17 protein-coding genes are annotated in these 20,994 nt (G+C 44.2%); 3 read left to right on the top strand and 14 right to left on the bottom strand.

Translation table 11 applies throughout. From position 1 onward, the window contains the following. Positions 1-48: 48 nt before the first annotated feature. The 7 genes from ACQRBN_RS02265 to rho form a co-directional block, all read right to left on the bottom strand. Positions 49-2,055, bottom strand: coding sequence for a bifunctional metallophosphatase/5'-nucleotidase (locus tag ACQRBN_RS02265; RefSeq protein WP_427737311.1), 2,007 nt, complete (start codon positions 2,053-2,055; stop codon positions 49-51). Positions 2,056-2,192: 137 nt separating this feature from the next. After that, positions 2,193-3,932 carry an ABC transporter ATP-binding protein gene (locus ACQRBN_RS02260; RefSeq protein ID WP_427737310.1) on the bottom strand — a complete coding sequence of 580 codons (1,740 nt, stop codon included), beginning with the start codon at positions 3,930-3,932 and terminating at the stop codon, positions 2,193-2,195. 89 nt (positions 3,933-4,021) lie between these two features. Then, positions 4,022-5,092, bottom strand: coding sequence for a peptide chain release factor 1 (gene prfA, locus ACQRBN_RS02255; RefSeq protein ID WP_427737309.1), 1,071 nt, complete (start codon positions 5,090-5,092; stop codon positions 4,022-4,024). Between the two features lie 90 nt (positions 5,093-5,182). Further along, the gene (gene prmC / locus ACQRBN_RS02250) at positions 5,183-6,112 is read right to left on the bottom strand and encodes a peptide chain release factor N(5)-glutamine methyltransferase (protein ID WP_427737308.1); all 930 of its coding nucleotides are present in this window, start codon (positions 6,110-6,112) and stop codon (positions 5,183-5,185) included. Further along, positions 6,075-7,010, bottom strand: coding sequence for a DUF1385 domain-containing protein (locus ACQRBN_RS02245; RefSeq protein WP_427737307.1), 936 nt, complete (start codon positions 7,008-7,010; stop codon positions 6,075-6,077). Before ACQRBN_RS02245 ends, prmC begins: the two co-directional genes overlap by 38 nt. A 102-nt stretch (positions 7,011-7,112) precedes the next feature. Beyond that, positions 7,113-7,316, bottom strand: a complete 204-nt coding sequence (gene rpmE, locus ACQRBN_RS02240; RefSeq protein WP_427737305.1) for a 50S ribosomal protein L31 — start codon at positions 7,314-7,316, stop codon at positions 7,113-7,115. Positions 7,317-7,414: 98 nt separating this feature from the next. Continuing rightward, positions 7,415-8,752 (bottom strand): transcription termination factor Rho, encoded by a 1,338-nt coding sequence (rho, locus tag ACQRBN_RS02235; protein ID WP_427737404.1) that lies wholly within the window; start codon positions 8,750-8,752, stop codon positions 7,415-7,417. Positions 8,753-9,004: 252 nt separating this feature from the next. Between rho and ACQRBN_RS02230 the strand changes: the two genes are divergently transcribed. Genes ACQRBN_RS02230 through ACQRBN_RS02220 form a run of 3 tightly spaced genes read left to right on the top strand, consistent with a single transcriptional unit; the run spans position 9,005 to position 11,593 of the window. Next, a complete protein-coding gene (locus ACQRBN_RS02230) occupies positions 9,005-10,153 on the top strand; it encodes an NAD(P)-dependent malic enzyme (protein WP_427737304.1) in 1,149 nt (382 codons plus the stop codon). A gap of 1 nt (position 10,154) precedes the next feature. Further along, positions 10,155-11,078 carry a TIGR01212 family radical SAM protein gene (locus ACQRBN_RS02225; protein WP_427737302.1) on the top strand — a complete coding sequence of 308 codons (924 nt, stop codon included), beginning with the start codon at positions 10,155-10,157 and terminating at the stop codon, positions 11,076-11,078. 2 nt (positions 11,079-11,080) lie between these two features. Beyond that, on the top strand, positions 11,081-11,593 hold the full coding sequence (locus ACQRBN_RS02220; RefSeq protein WP_427737301.1) for a DUF4364 family protein: 513 nt from the start codon (positions 11,081-11,083) through the stop codon (positions 11,591-11,593). Positions 11,594-12,183: 590 nt separating this feature from the next. On the opposite strand, the gene ACQRBN_RS02215 is transcribed toward ACQRBN_RS02220, so the two are convergent. The 7 genes from ACQRBN_RS02215 to ACQRBN_RS02185 form a co-directional block, all read right to left on the bottom strand. Then, the gene (locus tag ACQRBN_RS02215) at positions 12,184-12,477 is read right to left on the bottom strand and encodes a hypothetical protein (RefSeq protein ID WP_427737300.1); all 294 of its coding nucleotides are present in this window, start codon (positions 12,475-12,477) and stop codon (positions 12,184-12,186) included. Between the two features lie 26 nt (positions 12,478-12,503). After that, on the bottom strand, positions 12,504-13,595 hold the full coding sequence (gene hemW, locus ACQRBN_RS02210) for a radical SAM family heme chaperone HemW (protein WP_427737299.1): 1,092 nt from the start codon (positions 13,593-13,595) through the stop codon (positions 12,504-12,506). Continuing rightward, positions 13,592-15,409, bottom strand: a complete 1,818-nt coding sequence (gene lepA / locus ACQRBN_RS02205) for a translation elongation factor 4 (RefSeq protein ID WP_427737298.1) — start codon at positions 15,407-15,409, stop codon at positions 13,592-13,594. The genes hemW and lepA overlap by 4 nt, the downstream gene beginning before the upstream one ends. Before the next feature lie 135 nt (positions 15,410-15,544). Then, a complete protein-coding gene (gene holA / locus ACQRBN_RS02200) occupies positions 15,545-16,525 on the bottom strand; it encodes a DNA polymerase III subunit delta (protein ID WP_427737297.1) in 981 nt (326 codons plus the stop codon). A 3-nt stretch (positions 16,526-16,528) separates the two neighbouring features. Then, the gene (locus tag ACQRBN_RS02195) at positions 16,529-17,542 is read right to left on the bottom strand and encodes an alpha-hydroxy-acid oxidizing protein (RefSeq protein WP_427737296.1); all 1,014 of its coding nucleotides are present in this window, start codon (positions 17,540-17,542) and stop codon (positions 16,529-16,531) included. 125 nt (positions 17,543-17,667) lie between these two features. Continuing rightward, positions 17,668-20,055, bottom strand: coding sequence for a DNA internalization-related competence protein ComEC/Rec2 (locus ACQRBN_RS02190; protein WP_427737295.1), 2,388 nt, complete (start codon positions 20,053-20,055; stop codon positions 17,668-17,670). Further along, positions 20,052-20,981, bottom strand: coding sequence for a GerMN domain-containing protein (locus tag ACQRBN_RS02185; protein WP_427737294.1), 930 nt, complete (start codon positions 20,979-20,981; stop codon positions 20,052-20,054). The genes ACQRBN_RS02190 and ACQRBN_RS02185 overlap by 4 nt, the downstream gene beginning before the upstream one ends. Positions 20,982-20,994: the final 13 nt, after the last annotated feature.

The raw sequence follows: 20,994 nt of genomic DNA, 5'->3' as shown, positions 1-20,994 counted from the left end.
TCCCTTCTTTTTATTGCGCTTTTTTCTCTACTTATAATTGGACGTTTCCTAGTATAGCATATTTTTCTTCTTTTTTCCTCTTTTTGTGATAAATCTTATAAGAAACACCACAATAAGGATTATCATCAGGATCACACCGTAGATCATAAATGCGAATCTATTCGGATGCTTCACCAGATTACCCAGATTCTTACTGTCATCTTCCAGTTTTCTTCCTTCCTTTTCTCCGTAATAAGAAGGGATCTGAGAGATTCCCTCCTCATTCTGATTGAATGATTCCAAATAGGAAGCAAGCGCATACCATTCTTTTAGTTCCGCCCCATTCTGATCATGAATAATGTATTGTTCAAAATCCGTAATCTCATTGCCCTCTTTATCCTTCGGCGTAATCTTTAAAAGCCCCATTGATTTATCCTCAACTGCACCCAGCATCTGTGCCGAATAGAGTCCTGCAACCACACGGTACATCTGGTCGTCCCGGATCTCTTCTGTCTGTTTCTCCTGTACATATGGCACATTCTGAACAAGTTCCACCTGTGTTACCCGATTCAGGATCATCCGGTTCGGGTTATACGTCCAGCGAAGCCCACTTGGATAGAGTTGGGCTGCTGTCATCATCGGTGAGACAGAGACGTCAATCTCTGCTGCCGTCTTCAGTTCCCTTCCGGTCAGATATACACTTACTAAAGGATATCCAGGAATACGGTCAGCACCGATTCCAAGAGAACTTACGTTAAATGCATCCGACACCGTAAGCGTTCCTTTCTGGAAAGTATCACGGATGGCACCTGATGGCGAGATTGTGACATCCACTTTTTCATAATCGTCTCCTTCTGCCTGCTGCACTGCATATACATAAGAATCTGCGATAATGCTTCCCAATGGATCTTCCTCGAGTTCTTCTGCAAAATCATCTTTCTGCGTGAACTCCACACCATTTTCTGCCAGAACCTGATCAAAAGTATAGCCGAATTCAGACAGATATTCTTCATCCACCAGTTTCTTATATCTCTCTAATTCTGCAAGAACCGCCTCATCCTCTGGCACATCCTCATCCAGATGATTCAAAGTATACTCATCCAGTTCCCAGCACCCGTCATCCTTCTGTGTCAGGTTCAGTTCGCCCAGATTCTTACAACAAGAACCTGCCGACACAATATACGTATCCCCATACTGAATTGCTTCATCTAATGTGGTATGGGTGTGGCCACTTACAATTACATCTATCTCTGGCACCTCTTTTGCCAGGAGTTCATCCTCCGAATGTTCTACATCTTCATTCGTTCCACTGTGGGAAAGGCAGACGATCATATCCACTTGCTCTTTCTCTAACTTTTCCACTACTTCTTTAGAAGTATCCACAATGTCTTCAAACGTCAATCCACTTTCCGGCGCACAAGCATCTGCGTCCTCGCCCAGAACGCCATACACTCCGATTCGCACTCCGCCATGCTCCACGACCACATATGGCGTACTTCCATAGTCTTCGAGCGCATCCCGAATTTTCTTATTATCTTCAGAAGTATTCTTATCCCAGTCAATATTCGCACTGACAAAAGCTGGCAGTTTAAACGACGCATCTTCTTTTGCATTCTCTATTACAGCATGGAGCATATTGCTTACACCGTCACTGCGATAATCGAACTCGTGATTCCCAAATGTCACAGCATCATACCCCAGGCGTCCCAGCATTGTCAGTTCTGCTGCTTCCGTCTCATAGATGGTCTGATACAGCGTACCCATAGAAAAATCACCGCCATCAAACAAAAACGTCGCAGGATTCTCTGCTTTCTTCTCATCAATCAGCGTTTTTAGTTTCCCAAAACCGCCTATCATAACTGTCCTCTTCTCTTTGTCAGACGAATCAGACTTCTTCTTTACCGCCTTATACGCATCCATGTGGGAATGCATATCATGCGTAAATAATATCTTTACTTTTTTCTTTCCTTGAGTTTCCTCCGTCTGCACCTCTTCCGCAAGAACGGAAGTAACGCACATCATGCAGACCACCATTATGATGAGCATGGAAGCCATCATTCTTTTTCTCGGATTCATGCCTATTCTCCCCCTTATTTTCTCCATACATTTATCTAATTCACAATCATTATATTCTGATTTTCTCCCCTTTGCAGATTCCCCTGTGACTTATACCTACATTGCTGTCTCTTTTGTATATACAGCACGCATCATCTCTATGCATGTCCGAAGTTCCTATGATAAAGCGACTCGTAGATTCCCTTCTTCTGTAATAATTCCTCATGCGTTCCTTCTTCCGCAATTCCTTCTTCTGTCAGAACCAAGATCTTCTGCGCATTCTGAATCGTCGTAAGCCGGTGTGCGATAACGAATGTAGTCCTCTCTTTTGCCAGGCCTTCCAGTGACTTCTGAACCACCTGCTCACTCTCATTATCCAGCGCAGATGTTGCTTCATCGAAAATCAGGATCGGCGGATTCTTAAGAAATACTCTGGCAATCGACAGTCTCTGCTTCTGACCTCCGGATAATTTCACTCCCCGCTGTCCGATATCCGTATGATATCCCTCCGGGAAACTCATAATAAAGTCATGGGCATTGGCATTCTTCGCCGCACGGATGACATCTTCATCGGTAGCATCCGGTCTTCCATAACGGATATTATCCATAATCGTACCCGCGAAAAGGTATACATCCTGCTGCACGATACCTATATTATTGCGCAGATCATCCAATTTCATGTCTCGGATATCCAATCCATCTATCGTAATAGAACCAGATGATACCTCATAGAATCTGGGGATCAGACTGCACAGCGTAGTCTTCCCAACCCCTGACGGTCCAACCAGCGCCATATAATCGCCCGCATTCACTTTCAGATTAATATGGTTCAGCACCTTCTCTGTCTGATCTTCATATTGGAAGCATACATCCCGGAACTCAATCTCTCCCTTTACCTGATCCACAGACGCCGCATCCGGCTTGTCCGCAATATCCGGCGCAATGGATAATATCTCAAGGAATCTCTCGAATCCGGAATAGCCATTCTGGAACTGTTCTGTAAAGCTAACCAGTTTCTTAACCGGATCGGTAAAGTTATTAATATATAGAAGAAACGTAATTAAATCAGTCAATTCTACTGTTCCAGCCAGCATCATGCTTACACCTGCCAACAACACCACCACCGTGATTAATGTACTCATGGCGCCCAGACCAGAATTATAGATTCCCATATATTTATAACTGACTTTCTTCGCAGCTACAAAATTATCATTTCCCGCCTTGAACTTCTTCATCTCTTCGTTTTCATTGGCAAATGATTTGACAACACGGATACCAGACAGACTGTCCTCTATCTGACTGTTAATATCCGCAATCTTCTCCCGGTTTCTCTTGAATGCCAGTTTCATCTTGCCATTATAGTAGAATGCAAAAAGTGCCATAACCGGGATGAATGCGAATGCCACAAGCGCAAGTTTTACATTCACCATTAGCAGGATGATAAATGAACCTATGATCTTAATAATGGATATGACCAGATCTTCTGGTCCGTGATGCAACAGTTCGCTGATATCAAACAAGTCACTGGTAATTCTTGACAGAAGATGACCTACTTTCTGATTATCATAAAAAGCAAAGGTTAACTTCTGGTAATGTCCGAAGATATCTTTACGCATATCCGCCTCCATCTTCGCTCCCATGATATGTCCAAAATATGCTATGTAGAAATTGCAGAAGATCTCTAACAATACAAGAGCAATCATAAGAATGCCCAGAACCAGAATTGATCTTCCGGCATCCTCCGGGGCAAAATATACAACTTCATTCGTGATATATCTTACGATCAGGGGGATGACCAGCGTTACGGCTGCACCCAGGATAGCGAAGAACATATCACTGTAGAATAGAGGTTTGTATGGATTATAGTAAGCAAATAATTTCTTTAGTTTCTCTCCCATTGACATATTTCCTTTTCTTTTTAATACAAATGTAATAACACAAGCGATGCCAAGGAAAACACCTCGACACCGCTCGACATCAATTACTATTACTCATTCATATTCGCCAATTTTGCCGCCTGATCCGCCGCAATACAAGCATCAATAATCTCCTGAATATCACCATTCATAATCTTATCCAACTTATACAGCGTCAAGCCGATTCGATGATCCGTCACACGTCCCTGCGGGAAGTTATAAGTACGAATCTTCTCAGAACGGTCTCCTGTACCAATCTGGCTCTTTCTCGCCTCTGCTTCCGCATCATGCTGCTTCTGACATTCCATATCATATAATTTCGCACGGAGTAAAGCGAATGCCTTCTCTTTATTCTGTAACTGCGACTTCTCTGTCTGGCTGTAAATTACGATTCCAGTCGGATAATGAGTCAGGCGTACCGCAGAATCTGTAGTATTGACGCACTGTCCGCCGTTACCGGATGCACGCATAACATCAATACGGATATCTTTTTCATCAATCTGGATATCTACTTCTTCTGCCTCCGGCATGACTGCGACCGTGATCGTAGAGGTATGGATACGTCCTCCCGATTCCGTCTCCGGTACACGCTGCACGCGATGAACACCCGACTCATACTTCATCACCGAATATGCACCGTTACCATTGATCATAAAAGTAACATTCTTCATGCCGCCAATACCAATCTCTTCGCATTCTACCAACTCAACTTTCCATCGTCTGCTTTCTGCATAATGCAGATACATCCGATAGATCTCAGCCGCAAAAAGCGCTGCCTCATCTCCGCCCGCACCTGCACGAATCTCTACGATAACGTTCTTGTCATCGTTCGGATCTTTTGGAAGCAGTAAGATCTTAAGTTCTTTCTCCAATTCTTCTATTCTTGCCTTGGATTCATTCAACTCTTCCTTAGCAAGTTCCCGCATCTCTTCATCAGACTCTTCTTCTAACATCTGAAGACTGTCCTCGACTGCCTGCTTACAGGATTTGTATTCCTTATATGCCTCAACAATGGGGGTCAAGTCATTCTGTTCCTTCATGAGTTTGCGAAATCTCACCTGATCACTTGCAACATCCGGTTCTTGCAACTCACTCAATATCTCCTCTAGACGAATGAGCAGATCCTCTAATCTGTCAAACATAATTTTTCCTCCTAGTTTCTATCTTTTTCCATCATTTTTAATATCTTCGAATAGAATACCTCCGCATCCTATCCCTGACTTATCTAAGCACTACCTTTTATTGTACATGCCGATCACCACTCGGTCAAGACCTGCCAAATCCTTTTTTACCACTATATTCCGATATCCATATTGTTTCATAATCCCAGAAACATCCTTTCCTTGCTCATACCCGATCTCGAACATCAGATATCCGCCATCTTTTATATGGCAAATGCTGTTTTTCACAATTCTTCTGTAAAAATACAGTCCATCTTGCTTGCCATCCAATGCAAGTCTGGGATCATGAAGACGCACTTCTTCCTCGAGTTCTTCAATAACCGCCGTGCGGATATATGGCGGATTCGACACAATTACATCATATTTATCCTTCGGACTTTCTACATTTTCCCATGCTTCGAACAAATCGCTCCGGACAAATCCTGCTTTCACCCCAAGACGTTTTGCATTTCTCTTCGCTACTTTCAATGCTTCCTCAGAGATATCACAGCCTGTTCCATTTACGCCCGGACACATCTTCAGAATGCTTAAGATAATACACCCCGAGCCTGTACACATATCCAGAATCATTTTGCCTTGCTTAACTAATTTCGGACTGTCCGCTACACACCCTTCTAACGAAGTCTTACAATCCATCTTCCTTATAATCTTTATAGCCTCTTCCACCAGAACTTCCGTATCCTGCCTTGGTATCAGCACATGCTCATTCACATAGAAAGGATACCCCATGAACTCCTGCTCTCCTGTAATATGCTGTAGTGGAATCCTTCGGCTTCGCACTTCAATATAATCCAGATATCTCTTGGCTTGCTCTTCTTCCACCTCTCTGCCTGGATCGCCATAATAGGACGCCTTGCTAATCCCGGTCACATACTCCAACAAATACCACGCATCCAATAATGACTCTTCTACTCCGGCCTCCTGTAATCTGGAAGCGCCTTCCTTATAGATCTGCTGCAGTGTGAAAATTCTCTGCTTCATATGCTCTCCAATCAAATACTGCTTCCACAGCCTGAATCGCCACTTCGATCATACTATCATCCGGTTCTTTCGTTGTCAGTTTTTGAATTGCCAGCCCTGGTTTACTTAACAGATTAATCACCGGATGATCACTTCGCCCCGCCAGTTTCAAGAACTCATATGAGATCCCCGCAATCACAGGAAGCAGTGCAATTCGAACCACTACACGCATTAAAGGCGACTCCACCCGGATCAAAAGCAGTAGTATAATACTGATTGCAAGTACCAGGAATAGGAAACTCGTCCCACATCTCTTATGCTGCCTGGAACTGATTCTTACATTCTCCACGGTAAGCGGCAGCCCATGCTCAATACAGTTAATGCATTTATGCTCCGCTCCATGATACATAAAGGTTCTCTGAATATCCTTCATTCTTGAAATCATCAGCACATATAATATGAAGATGCCAATCCTTACAACTCCTTCAATCACCGTGCGCATACTATAAGATGTAACCAGCGGCTTCAACAGCGAAGACAGAAAATATGGCAGTACCATAAAGATTGCAACCGCAGCCACTACCGAGAATGCCACCGTCACTCCCATCATCAGGTTCTCCCTCTTTTCTTTCTTTGCTTTCTCTTCCACCGTCATCTCAATAACTTCTTCCTCTTCAAAGAAACTTGCAGAATAAGTCAATGTCTTAATTCCCAGCACCATTGAATCTATGAAATTAAATATTCCCCTGACGAATGGAACCTCCGTCAGTTTCTTCCAATTACCTACAAAACTTTTATAAGTCTCTTTCTGTACGACGATCTCGCCGTCCGGTTTTCGGACTGCAACAGCATAATCGTCTTTATGCTTCATCATAATTCCTTCCAGTACTGCCTGCCCGCCAATATTAGATGACTTCATAATATACCGCAACTCCTTCAAGCATACGCTTTTGATTCACTATTTTTTAATAAGATAAAAAGGGGTTGAGATTATACAACCTCAACCCGATACTTGTAATACTTATTTACCCATTCCGTATTTCTTATTGAACTTATCAACACGACCACGAGCCTGAGTTGCTTTCTGCTGCCCTGTATAGAACGGATGGCATTTAGAACAGATTTCTACGTGGATATCTTCTTTTGTAGATCCTGTTACGAATGTATTGCCGCAGTTACAAGTTACAGTTGCCTGATGATATGCTGGATGTATTCCTTCTTTCATGATTTTCACCTCTTCTTTATTTAGTCAGATGCACAATGTGCAATAAATGTTCGTTATCTAAACAGCGTTGTTATTGTATCATAAAAGCACGGCATTGTCTAGATAAATTTTGTCTTTTTTACTAATTGGATTAACTCTGCATTATTATTCGTTCTGCTGAACATATTCAGAATGTTCTCTACCGCCTCATCCGACCTCATACCGTTCAATGCCCGGCGCATGGAGTCCACAGCTTCCTGTTCTTCCCTGGATAACAGAAGATCTTCTCTTCTGGTGCTTGACTTCGGAATATCAATAGCCGGGAATACTCTCTTCTCAGAAAGTTTGCGGTCTAATACAAGTTCCATGTTACCAGTTCCCTTGAACTCTTCATAAATAACATCATCCATCTTGCTTCCGGTATCTACCAGTGCCGTTGCAAGAATCGTAAGGCTTCCGCCGCCACGCATGTTTCTTGCTGCACCGAAGAATCGTTTCGGCATATGCAGAGCCGCCGGATCAAGACCACCGGATAAGGTTCTTCCTGAAGGCGGAACAGTCAGGTTGTATGCCCTTGCCAGACGGGTAATACTATCCAGCAAAATCATAACATCCTTTTTATGCTCTACCAAACGCTTCGCACGCTCAATGACCATCTCTGATACACGCTTATGATGCTCCGGCAGTTCATCGAAAGTTGAATAGATTACCTCAACATTATCTCCCTCAATCGTCTCCTTAATATCTGTTACTTCTTCCGGACGCTCATCAATCAACAGAATCAGCAGATGAATCTCCGGATTATTCTGACGTACCGATAATGCAATCTGTTTTAAAAGTGTCGTCTTACCAGCTTTCGGCTGAGACACAATCATACCACGCTGTCCCTTTCCAATCGGAGACAGAAGATCTACGATTCGCATAGCCGTGCTTGTCTTTCCACATTCCAAGCAGAGTCTCTCATCCGGGAAGATCGGCGTCATATCTTCAAAATTCATCCGACGCATCGCCTTCAGTGGATCAATATCATTGATCTTAGTAAGATATAACAGGGCGCAAAACTTCTCCTGCTGCGTCTTAATACGCGTATTACCTTCCAAAATATCACCAGTCTTCAGGTTGAACCTGCGAATCTGCGACGGAGATACATATACATCGTTCTCTCCTGGCAGATAATTCGCACTTCGGATAAATCCATATCCATCCGGAAGCACTTCCAGAATTCCCTGAACTGTCACTCCACTATCCAATCTGTCGATATCATGGATCTCTTTATCTCCCGTGTTGGCAGACATCTCTTTTACTGTCTCTCTGGATGTCTTTTTCTCTTTCTCGTCTTCTTCTAGCATGCGTTCTATCAAGTCTGCTTTTTTCGCTGTTGACATGCCCTTTATTCCCCTTGCTTTTGCAAGATCTTTTAGCGTGGATAATGGTAATGATTCATATTTTTCTCTCATCATATGCTATCCCTTTCATAAAAATAGATTTCCGCTTTTTATTTGCCATATATAAAATATATAAATATAAATGGAATCAAAGGTCGGAAACGACCTTAGTTGGAAACATGAACCCATTATACTACAAATATTAGAATTTTGAAAGCCTTTTTATTGATTTGATTTCAGAGGGGTGATATGATTATAAACAATACGAGTATACATCCTCGTATCTATCATTAAGAAAGAACATATGAAAAGGTGGTATTCCTCATGACAAATAATGAAAAAGCACTCAAAATGCACGAAGAATGGCAAGGAAAGATTGAGACCACGGCAAAGTCTCATGTAAACTCACGCGAAGATCTGGCGATCGCTTATACTCCTGGAGTTGCCGAACCTTGCAAAGTCATCGCCCAAGACAAAGAAGCCGCTTATACTTATACAATCAAGTCTAATACCGTAGCCGTTGTGTCTGACGGGAGCGCAGTTCTTGGACTTGGCAACATCGGCGCTCTTGCCGCTATGCCGGTTATGGAAGGAAAAGCCGTATTATTCAAAGAATTTGGCGGAGTGAATGCAGTTCCGATCTGCCTTGATACTCAGAATACCGAAGAGATTATCAAGACAGTGGTAAATATCGCACCTGCTTTCGGCGGCATCAATCTGGAAGACATCAGCGCTCCACGCTGCTTCGAAATCGAAGAGCGTCTGAAAGAATTACTGGACATCCCGGTCTTCCATGATGACCAGCATGGAACTGCCATCGTAGTTCTCGCAGGAATTATCAACGCCATGAAAGTGACCGGTAAGAATAAAGAAGATTCCAAAGTTGTCGTTAATGGCGCCGGCTCTGCTGGCGTTGCAATCACCAAACTCCTTCTGACTTATGGTTTCAAGCATATCACCATGTGCGATATCAACGGTATTATCAGTAAGGATTCTCCGAACCTGAACTGGATGCAGCAGAAGATGACAGAGGTCACCAATCTGGAAGGTAAGACCGGAACACTTGCAGACGCATTAAAAGGTGCTGACATCTTCGTTGGCGTTTCTGCTCCGAACATTGTATCCAAAGAGATGGTCGCTTCTATGAATCAGGATGCGATTCTGTTCGCTATGGCGAACCCTGTTCCTGAGATTATGCCAGATCTTGCCAAAGAAGCTGGTGCCAAAGTTGTGGGAACCGGACGCTCCGATTTCCCGAATCAGGTAAACAACGTAGTAGCATTCCCTGGCATCTTCAAAGGAGCGCTAGAAGGACGTGCCACCCAGATTACCGAAGAGATGAAACTGGCAACTGCTAACGCAATCGCCAGCCTGATTCCTGATGAGGAACTGAATGAAAATAATATCCTGCCGGAAGCATTCGACCCACGTGTTGCGGATGTCGTAAGTCGTGCAGTAAAGGAACTAATCTAGTATGACTGTCCGCTGGGAAGAAAAGAGATATTATTCACTGGATTACTATTTTAAACAAACCTATGGCGAAAAACTATATAAGATCTCACTGGATGGCGGCATGACCTGCCCTAACCGTGACGGCAAACTGAACCGCCGGGGCTGTATCTTCTGCAGCGCAGGCGGTTCTGGTGATTTTGCTTCAGATCGCAGTCTTTCGATTACAGAACAGATCGAGCAAGGCAAAGCACAAGTTGCCCGAAAATATACCGGATCATCCTATATCGCGTATTTTCAGGCATATACCAATACTTATGCACCCGTTTCCTATCTTAGGGACATATTCACCGAAGCCATCCGGCATCCCGATATCAGACTTCTGGATATTGCTACCCGTCCTGACTGTCTCGGACCGGAAATACTTGCTCTGCTGGAAGAGTTAAACCGAATCAAGCCCGTATGGATTGAACTAGGCCTTCAGACGATTCATCCCAGGAGTGCGAATTTCATACGGAGAGGTTATGATCTTCCTGTATTCGAACAGGCTGTATCAGACTTGCGAAAAATTCATATCCCGGTGATTGTCCATACGATTCTCGGACTTCCCACAGAAGACACGGATAAGATGCTGGAAACTGTCCGATACCTGAACACCTTAGATATCCAGGGTGTAAAGTTTCATTTACTACACATACTAGAACATACCGATCTCGCAGACTATTACCGCGAGCATCCATTTGCCCTTCCCGACATGGAGGAATATTTTGAAATGCTTGGCCGATGTCTCTGCATCCTACGACCTGACATCGTAGTACACCGGCTGACCGGAGATGGACCCAAGTCACTTCTGATTGCTCCCCTATGGACAGGAAATAAGCGGCAGGTACTAAACCAGATGCAGGCATATCTGAAGCGTCATGACATCTGGCAAGGAAAGGAGTTGTAACCATGGATCAATCATTTAAACTCTACAAACTCATCATCCTCTACATGCTGAATAAAGTCGATTTTCCCCTGACGAATTCCCAGATCTCAGAATTCATTCTGGATGAAGGATATACGACTTATTTTAAACTACAGCAGGCAATCTCAGAGTTGATCGAATCTGGCTTTATCCGTGAAGAATCCACGCACAGCCGAACTTTCTATCACCTGACAGAAGATGGTGCAGAAACGATTCATTACTTCAAGAATGATATCTCCTCTGCTATTCAGGAGGATATCAATCGGTTTCTGAACGAAAAGCAATATGAGTTAAAAAACGAAGTATCAGTAAAATCCGATTACTATCGGAATTCTAATAATGAATATTCTATAAGATGCCAGGTCATTGAACAGGGAGCACCTCTGATTGATCTGACAGTGACGGCTCCAACCGAGACCGAAGCAGAGACGATTGCCAATAATTGGACGAAGAAGAATCAGGAGATCTATGCGTTGGTTATGGCGAATTTATTATAAGGGGAATTTTGTGTAGAAAGTGGAGTGTTGGGAAGTGTACGGCGCAAGGGCAGGGAAACTGTGGGCTGTAGCCGGATTATTTCGCCAAGACCTTGTAACAGAAAAAGATATCGTCAGTTCTAACCGGGCATCTGAGTCGTAAGCCCTTGATGGTCTTACGACTCAGATGCCCTCGAAACCAGGACTTGTGGTCCTGGTTTCGCACGAACTGACGATATCTTTTTCTGCAACGAGGTCTAAGGCTCATGATACGGCCACAGCCCACAACTTCCCTACCCTTGCACCTGACATCTCCGTGTACTCAAGATTTTCTCCATTGTGGGGATTCCAGCGGGAGTGGATGTGTGGAGCGGTATTGGTTGGGATACCGGGGCGATACATGGAGAAATATTGGGTGGAAACTGGAAGCGTGGACGTGTGAAAAGAACAGGAAGGTATGCAATGATGAAAAATTATATGTAAAGCATATTCCCTGCACTAATTTATGTCTTAATCACAAAACTCCTGTTTACTTCATGAATATAAATCCGTTCCACTCCTAATCTGTTACCCATCCAACACCGTTCCACACGCACTCCCGCCAGGAATCCTCACAGTTCATGAAGAGTCACACATAAGAATGTCAGGCAGAGAGGGGCAGTATGGCAGTTCATGTCCGTAGAAGAGCCGTACAATCTGTTGGTAAAAAAGAGGTCTGAAATCAGGATGAATTCTGTGCCACAAGCACAGAATTCAAGAATGTCTGAGTCGGAAAAATCTTTCAGATTTTCTCCGACGATTACATTCGATTCCTGATTCCAGACCTCTTTTGAACCTACGAATTGTAGGCGATTGGAGTCGGATATGAACTGCCATACTGTCCCTTTCTGTCGTACACTCCACATATACTCTTCAAGAACTAAATTCCCCTCTACAAGAGGAATTCACTCATCACATAATTACTGACATCGATCCCTCTCTCCGTCAGTCTTACGTAATCCCCGCATTCCTCCAAAAGTCCATCACGATACATCTTCCCCAAGACCTCTCCATAGATTTCTTCCATTTCGCACCCGAATTCTGCCAGGAACCTCTCTTTTAGCACGCCTTTCATCTTCCGAAGTCCCAGGAACATATACTCTTCCATCTGGTTCTCCATGGTTAAGACTTCTGGTTCTCCACCTTCGTTCCATCTCTGATTATCTATCAGAGATGCCGCTCCCATGCCGATTCCCAGATACTCTGTCCGATTCCAGTATCCCAGATTATGCCGACATTCATAGCCTGGTTTGGCATAATTAGATATCTCATATCTATGGTAGCCATATTCCTTAAGAATAGACCTGGTTTGGCGGTACATCTTCCTTTCCTCATCTTCGCCCGGCAATTCATCTTCATGCCTGCCTTCTCCATACCGTTCGTAGAACGGAGTCCCCTCTTCGATCATCAGGCTATATGCTGAGATGTGCTCAGGCCCTAATTCTGCAACCTGTCTTAAAGTCTCACTCCATCCTGCTGCCGTCTGATGGGGAATTGCTGACATCAGATCTACATTGATATTCCGATATCCTTCTTCTCTGGCAAGTCTGTACGTTGCAAGAAATTCCTCATAAGTATGGATTCTTCCAAGGATTTTTAGTTCTTCGCTCTTTGCAGACTGCAGCCCAATGCTCAGACGATTGATGCCCGCCTGACGATAAGCCTTTAACTTCTCTCTGGTCACCGTCCCAGGGTTAGCTTCTATGGTAATCTCCGCATCTTCATTTATAGAAAATGTACTGCGTACCACATCAAAGATCCTAATCATCTGCCCTGCCTCCAGGATAGACGGAGTCCCTCCTCCCACAAAGATACTGACAACATGATAAGCCTTTGCCAGTTCTCCGTATGAACGAATTTTCTGACAAAGGCTCTCTACATACTCCTGCCGCTCCTTCGCAGTGGAAGGAGCCGACAGGAAGTCACAATATTGACATTTCTGTATACAAAATGGTATATGAATATATAATTCTAATGGTCTCATTTTCTATCATCCAATTTCAGAACGCTCATGAACGCTTTCTGAGGAATCTCTACATTACCTACCTGACGCATACGCTTCTTACCTTCTTTCTGTTTCTCCAGAAGTTTTCGTTTACGGGTGATATCACCGCCATAACACTTGGCAAGTACATCTTTTCGCATCGCTCTTACAGTTTCCCTTGCAATGATCTTGCTTCCAATCGCTGCCTGAATCGGAATCTCAAAGAGTTGTCTTGGAATCTCCTCTTTTAACTTCTCGCACATCTTGCGACCACGCTCATAAGCGGTATCTGCATGAAGAATGAAGGAAAGCGCATCCACTTCTTCCTTATTAATGAGGATATCCAGTTTCACAAGATTCGACTGTACATAGCCATCCAGTTCATAATCAAAAGAAGCATAGCCCCTGGAACGGGATTTTAATGCATCGAAGAAGTCATAGATAATCTCATTCAATGGCAAATGATACCGAAGCACCGCACGTGTCTCCTCAATATATTCCATTCCCTCATAGACTCCTCTTCGTTCCTGACACAGATCCATGATTGCACCGATGAATTCAGAAGTGACCATAATCTCCGCCTTCACCATAGGCTCTTCCATGTATTCAATCTCAGATGGATCCGGAAGATTGGATGGATTCGTCAGTTCTATTACGTCACCATTCGTCTTATGGACTTTATAGATAACACCTGGCGCGGTAGTAACCAGATCCAGATTATACTCTCTTTCCAAACGCTCCTGGATAATCTCCAGATGCAATAATCCCAGGAACCCACAGCGGAAACCAAATCCTAATGCAATAGACGTCTCCGGCTCGAACTGCAAAGACGCATCATTCAACTGCAATTTTTCCAAAGCATCCCGAAGATCCGGATATTTCGCGCCATCTGCTGGATACATACCGCAATAAACCATAGGATTCACTTTCTTATAGCCCGGAAGTGGCTCTGCACACGGATTCGCTGCATTGGTAATTGTATCACCCACGCGTGTGTCTTTTACATTCTTAAGGCTGGCAGTAATATATCCAACCATGCCGGCACTCAATTCCTCACACGGAATGAACTGACCTGCCCCAAAGTATCCAACTTCCACAACCTCTGCTTTGGCTCCGGTAGCCATCATCAGAATCGGCGTTCCTTTCTTCACACTACCCTCTTTGATTCTGCAAAATACGATGACTCCTTTATAAGAATCATACACAGAATCGAAGATCAATGCTTTCAGAGGTGCTGACGAATCTCCCTGCGGTGCCGGAATCTTCTCTACGATCTGCTCCAGCACTTCTTCCACATTCAGTCCGGTCTTTGCCGAGATCTTCGGTGCATCCATGGCTTCGATACCAATGACGTCTTCAATCTCCTCCATCACTCGCTCCGGCTCTGCACTTGGAAGATCGATTTTATTAATGACCGGCATCACATCCAGATCATGGTCCAGCGCGAGATACACATTCGCCAGCGTCTGCGCTTCTACGCCCTGGGCAGCATCCACCACTAGGATTGCACCATCGCAAGCCGCCAGACTCCTGGATACTTCATAGTTAAAATCCACGTGTCCCGGAGTATCAATTAAGTTAAAGATATACTCTTCGCCATCCTTCGCCTTATAGACAATACGCACTGCCTGTGCCTTGATGGTAATTCCTCTCTCTCGCTCCAGATCCATATTATCCAGTACCTGAGACTGCATCTCACGACTCGTAAGCAGCCCGGTCATCTCAATGATACGGTCTGCCAGCGTGGATTTTCCATGATCAATGTGTGCAATAATACAAAAATTCCGAATTTTACTCTGATCTATTCCTGCCACAGTTATTCTTCCCCTTGTCTGTTATATGATTTCTATTCGCTCTCTGCTCTGCCAGAGACTTCATCTCAAAAAGAGACTATGCTCCCAATACTTTTCAATCTTTGAAGCCCACAGTCTCTTATCTTTGCCAGTATATCACGGGTTGCTCTGTTTTACAATAAAAAGTTCAACACTCATGACATCATTAAGCCTCCCTGTCTTCACCATTTCTTCTGTACCGGCAGACTCTTCCATAATTCCCCGCAGTTCCTCTTTCGTAAATGATTTGCACTGCTGCATGTATTTGCCCGCTACAAACGGATGAAGTCCTGCAGTCTTGGCAATCTGACCCTTATCATATCCTCGCCCCAGAAGATCTTTTACTTCCAACAATAATTTAAACTGCCGTGACAGCAGGTAAAGAATCCTCATTGGCGGCTCCTTCAGCGCAAGAAGATCATAGTAATAATCAAGAGCCTTCTTCTGCTGCTTCGTTGCCACTGCCTCTACCATCTCAAAGATCTTATTCGTAATCTGGGTAGTGCAGATATCGTCCACATCCTGCATGGTAATCTCATTCTCCCCCAAAGTATAGGAAAATAGTTTCTCCATCTCCTTTTCCAGGTTCTCCATATCCGTGCCGGTCTTTGCCACAAGATAGCGTGCTGTTGACTCTTTGATCTGCCTGCCCTCTTTCTTCACATTCCCGGCAATCCAGTAGAGCAGTGTCTTCTCGTCCTGCCTGCCCATCTCTACGATGCGTCCTTTATCCTTCACCGCTTTATACATCTTTCCACGCTTATCCACCTCATTTTCTATAAAAAGAAAACAAGTTGTATCCGGCATTGTCTTAATGTAATCAGCCAGTTCCGGCGTCGCATTCTTGAAGAATCCTGAATTCTCCACTACAATCAGCCTGCGCTCGGCAAAAAAAGGCATCGTCTCCGCCAGATCGATCAGTTCGGTCGGATGGATTCCCTTGCCTTCATAATAGGCATAATTCATAGTATCCCCTTCAGGAAGCATAGCCTTAGTCATCTTGCCTTTATACTGTTTCTTCAGATAAGCCTCCTCCCCATACAGAAGGTAGGCTTGTCTGAACTTTCCTGTCTTAATATCTTCATTCAAACTTTTCATGAACTATCTTACCATATCTCTTGAGATCTCTTCCAGCGAATGCGCACCGCACATTGCCATTGCATCCTCTAATTCGGCCGCCAGTTTATCTGTATATGCTGCAACACCTTCTGCCGCACCGCCATATACAGCCGTTACGTATGGGCGTCCGATCAGAACCGCATCCGCTCCAAGAGCCAGCGCTTTGAATACATCTACGCCAGAACGGATTCCGCCGTCTACGAAGATCTTCATCGTTCCTCCCACAGCATCTGCAATCTCTTCCAGCACTTCTGCCGTCGCCGGGCACTGATCAAGGACGCGCCCGCCGTGATTCGATACAACAATCGCTGCTGCTCCTGCTTCTTTCGCTTTCAGTGCTCCTTTTACTGTCATAATTCCCTTCACAATAAATGGAACTTCTGCCTCTTTTACAACCTCTTTCAATTCTTCTACCGTCTTGCTTCCAGCCGGAGGGGTCAGATTCTTAAGGAATGGAAGTCCTGCCGCATCGATATCCATAGCAACTGCAAAAGAACCGGACGCTTTGATCATCGCCAACTTCTCCTTCAAAGTGTTGATATCCCATGGCTTTACCGTCGGGATTCCTTTGCCTCCCTGTTTCTTAACCGCCTCTGTTGCTGCCACCATGACTGCCGGATTCGTGCCGTCTCCTGTGAACGCTGCAATTCCTGCATCCACGCAGGCGGGAACCAGAATATCATTGTATTCCAGATCATCATACTTATCCCCATAGTGAAGTTTCATAGCACCGATCGGGGCAGCAAAGATCGGAAGTCGGAATGTCTGCCCGAATAAGTTGAGGGTCGTATCTACCGATTGATTTTCACAGATTGTATCCATGTTAACACAGAGTTCCTGCCATTTATCATAATTACGGATTGCAACCGTTCCGCTTCCTTTGGCTCCTGGTCCCGGCATCTGGCTGCTGCACGCCTTACCGTTGCACACCGGACAGGCTTTGCAGTATTCTCCCATGCAGGTTCTTGCATTCTTAAGTACCTCTTGATATGTCATCTTTCTATTACCTCTTTTCTTAATATATATAATTAATAATATACTTTTCGATATCTTTCTTTCAAATTATACTGAATCTTTGTTTTTAATTCAACCGTTTGGAGATGTATTCCTAAAATACCTTTTTATTTCAGTATATCACTATTAAACCTCATTCTTCCATCCCTCACAATTATCACAATCGCACCCTGATCCTGCGTGGAATAGATCTTACTCCCCGCATCTTTCAGTCTGTAGAGTGTCTCCTGATGAGGATGTCCATACCGATTATCCTGCCCTGCCGATATCAAAGCATATTTAGGGCACACAGAATCCAGGAATTCTTCACTAGAAGAATTCTTAGAGCCATGATGCGCAACCTTCAGAACCTCCCACGTACAATCCTGATACCCTAAAGCAAGAAGGCTTGTTAAGTTTTCCTCTCCCTCTTCTTCCACATCTCCGGTAAGCAGCATATCATATCCACCATACCGGACTGCCAGAACCATCGACGCTGCATTCCCAGGTTCTATCTTCTTGGATGCACCTGGCTGCAGGCATGTAATGTTCATCTCTCCCTCTGTCAAGTTCTGTCCCGGCTGTATCACAGCCACTTTTACTCCTGCACTGTCCGCCTTATGTGCCAGTTCTTTTAGATTGTCGTCCCACACCTCTTGTACAGGAAGAACCAGTGTCCCTATCCTTACACCAATTTCCTGTCGGCTGATCAATTCTTCCACACCATTCATATGATCACTGTCACCATGAGATATGAACGCATAGTCAATCTTACTGACACCTTGCGACTTTAGAAACGGTTCTATACGATACCTCCCTACGTTCTTCACATCACTGCTCCCTCCGTCAATCAGATAGGTTCCGCCATCCGGACCTTTTAAAAATATTCCATCACCCTGTCCCACATCCAACATGGTGACTCCCAGACTGCCTTTTTCTCCCCAACGAATCATCAACATCAAACTACTAAGAATCCACAGTATCACTACGCATCTCTTCCACATTATTATGTTATCCCTATACAGTTTCTTCTGCTGATCTTGCTTCACATTGCTGCCCTTTTCTATTTTTTCTCTCTTTAAACTTTCCATAGAAACTAATAACTTTCTTTTCAGTGTTAAGACCCCCAGCAGCAAAAACATATAGTACATAACCATCTGCCAGATTGCAGGTCTTCCTGTCACAACTCTTGCTCCGGGAAGCATAATTGCTATATCGCAGCTCTTTTTATAGATCCAAAGGATTACACGGCACAATGTAAAACAGACTACTGATACAGGCATGATCATCGTATCACAGATGCTGCCCAACATTCCCGTGAATAAAAGCACCGACATTAAGGGAATCACAAAGAGATTCAAGAAAAATGAATATAATGGAAACTCAAAGAAATAATAGAGCAGTATCGGTAAAATCACCAGATGAATACTAATACTTGCTCTCAGACCCTGAACCACAGACTCTTGGGCGAAACTTACCAATATGGAATATTTTTTAGCATCACGCCTCCCGGCACTTTTCCCAATATACTTTTTAACAGCAGATGTCTGCTGCATCACAGGAAGCACCGTCAAAATTGCGAACACTGCACCAAAGGATAGCCAGAACCCTCCATCAAATAAGTACAACGGTCTCCACACCAGAGTGACTACTGCCGCTACCGCCAATGCCGTTGGCGCATCATAATGCCGTCCGGCAATATCCGCCCCTACCCGGAACAAGAACATTACAAGCGCACGTATCGCCGATACCGTAAGACCTATCATAACGATGTACAGTACCAGAAACAGGATACCGGCGATTCCGCCGATCGGATATGAACCCGTAAGCCTCCTAAGAATCCGATACATACCAATCCCTATAAAGGACAGATGAAGCCCTGAGATTGCCAGGATATGACCAATACCATTTGCCTGATATAATGCTTTCAGTTCCTGATCCATATCTGATTTCTCGCCCAGCATCATGGCACCCATGGTCGTTCCATCTTCTTCCCCCATAGCATCCACCAGATTCTCTTTCCATTTGCTTCGAAATTCCACGAGCGCATTCTTTAATTCCCATCTAGACGAATCCAGCAGACGAACCTCTGTTGCCCATACGATTCCATGGATGTCCTGAATCTGGTAATAACGCTTCTGGTCGAAATTTCCCGGATTCCTGGCATTTTCAAAAAAGGACACTTCTCCTTTAATCTCTACCATATTTCCGATGTGTATTTGTATATTTGGATCTATATATGCGATAATCTTTGACTCTTGGAACGATGGTTCCTTATGTTGAATTTGCGATATTCGTTGTATAGAATTTTTCTTTAGATAAACTGCCTGATAATTTTCTTTCTGTTCCAGATAATACACCTGACCGTACACCGTCACGACATCCTCCTGAGATGCCATTTGTTCCAGCGGCGAAGGGCGAAGTTCTCTTATGAACCTGCTCCCTCCGCCAGTCACAGCCAGCACAATTGCCGCCAGTATCATCAGGCACACATATAATAACGGCCTGTTTTTCACTTCTCATTCTCCTCCACAAGATCCAGATCCCTCGACAACGGCTTGTTCAGATCAACGCTTCCCATATACTGGATATTCGATTCTCCACCAACCAATATCTGAACCTGGCTGTATGAGCCTCCATCTACAATAGAATTCACGATTGCATAGACCGTAATCTTCGGATCGATCATATAAGTGTTATTCAGGAATCCCTCATCCAGATTCACATAACACACACCATCTTTGACCGATATGCCAAGTATCTTCGTCTCCGGTGGAATCACAGGCTTATTTCCTTCGATTGTCGGTCCTTTGATCAATTGTTCCACGATCAGTTTCTCCATCGACATATTGCTGTTATAGCGGATGCTTACATTCTCCTGTACCAGTTTATCTCCCTTTTCATTGGCAAAATAAAGTTTCAGATCGCCAACCTGATAAGAATACAGCGACGAGCCCGTATTCTGAATAAAATCTTCCGCCTTCATATACCCGATTTCATTTCCTTCCTGATCCCTCAGCGGCTGATCACCGATAAAGAAGTCAATATACTCAACCTCCGAAATCTGTGCCAGGGTCTGCACCACCGCAGCACGAAATAGCACTTCTTCGCTTCGCCGCATATCTTCATACGCACTATTAAAATGAAGATCTAAGATTCCTTCATTCAGCGTCCATTCCTGAACTTGAACCTTTTCTGAAAATACACTCTTATAATCTATTGAATCCGGCTCCTTAGCCATGTTCTTCAGCATATCGCCAATCTGGCTTTCCGTATCCTTCTCTTTCATCTCATACGCTTCCTTCACAAGCGCAGTCCCTTCTGCATTTACAAAGCACAGGAACGTCTCACCCTCGCCAGGTTCTTTTCCTCTTGTGCACCCGACAAGAAACAGGCAGAGCAGGATGCATACGATAGAATAATATTTCTTTTTCTGATTCATACTGCTTGACCCC

The sequence above is a fragment of the Bariatricus sp. SGI.154 genome, assembly GCF_050313795.1.
Taxonomy (GTDB): Bacteria; Bacillota; Clostridia; order Lachnospirales; family Lachnospiraceae; genus CAMBRQ01.
The sequence above is the reverse complement of the archived record's forward strand: the minus strand, read 5'-3'. Positions and strand labels throughout refer to the sequence as shown.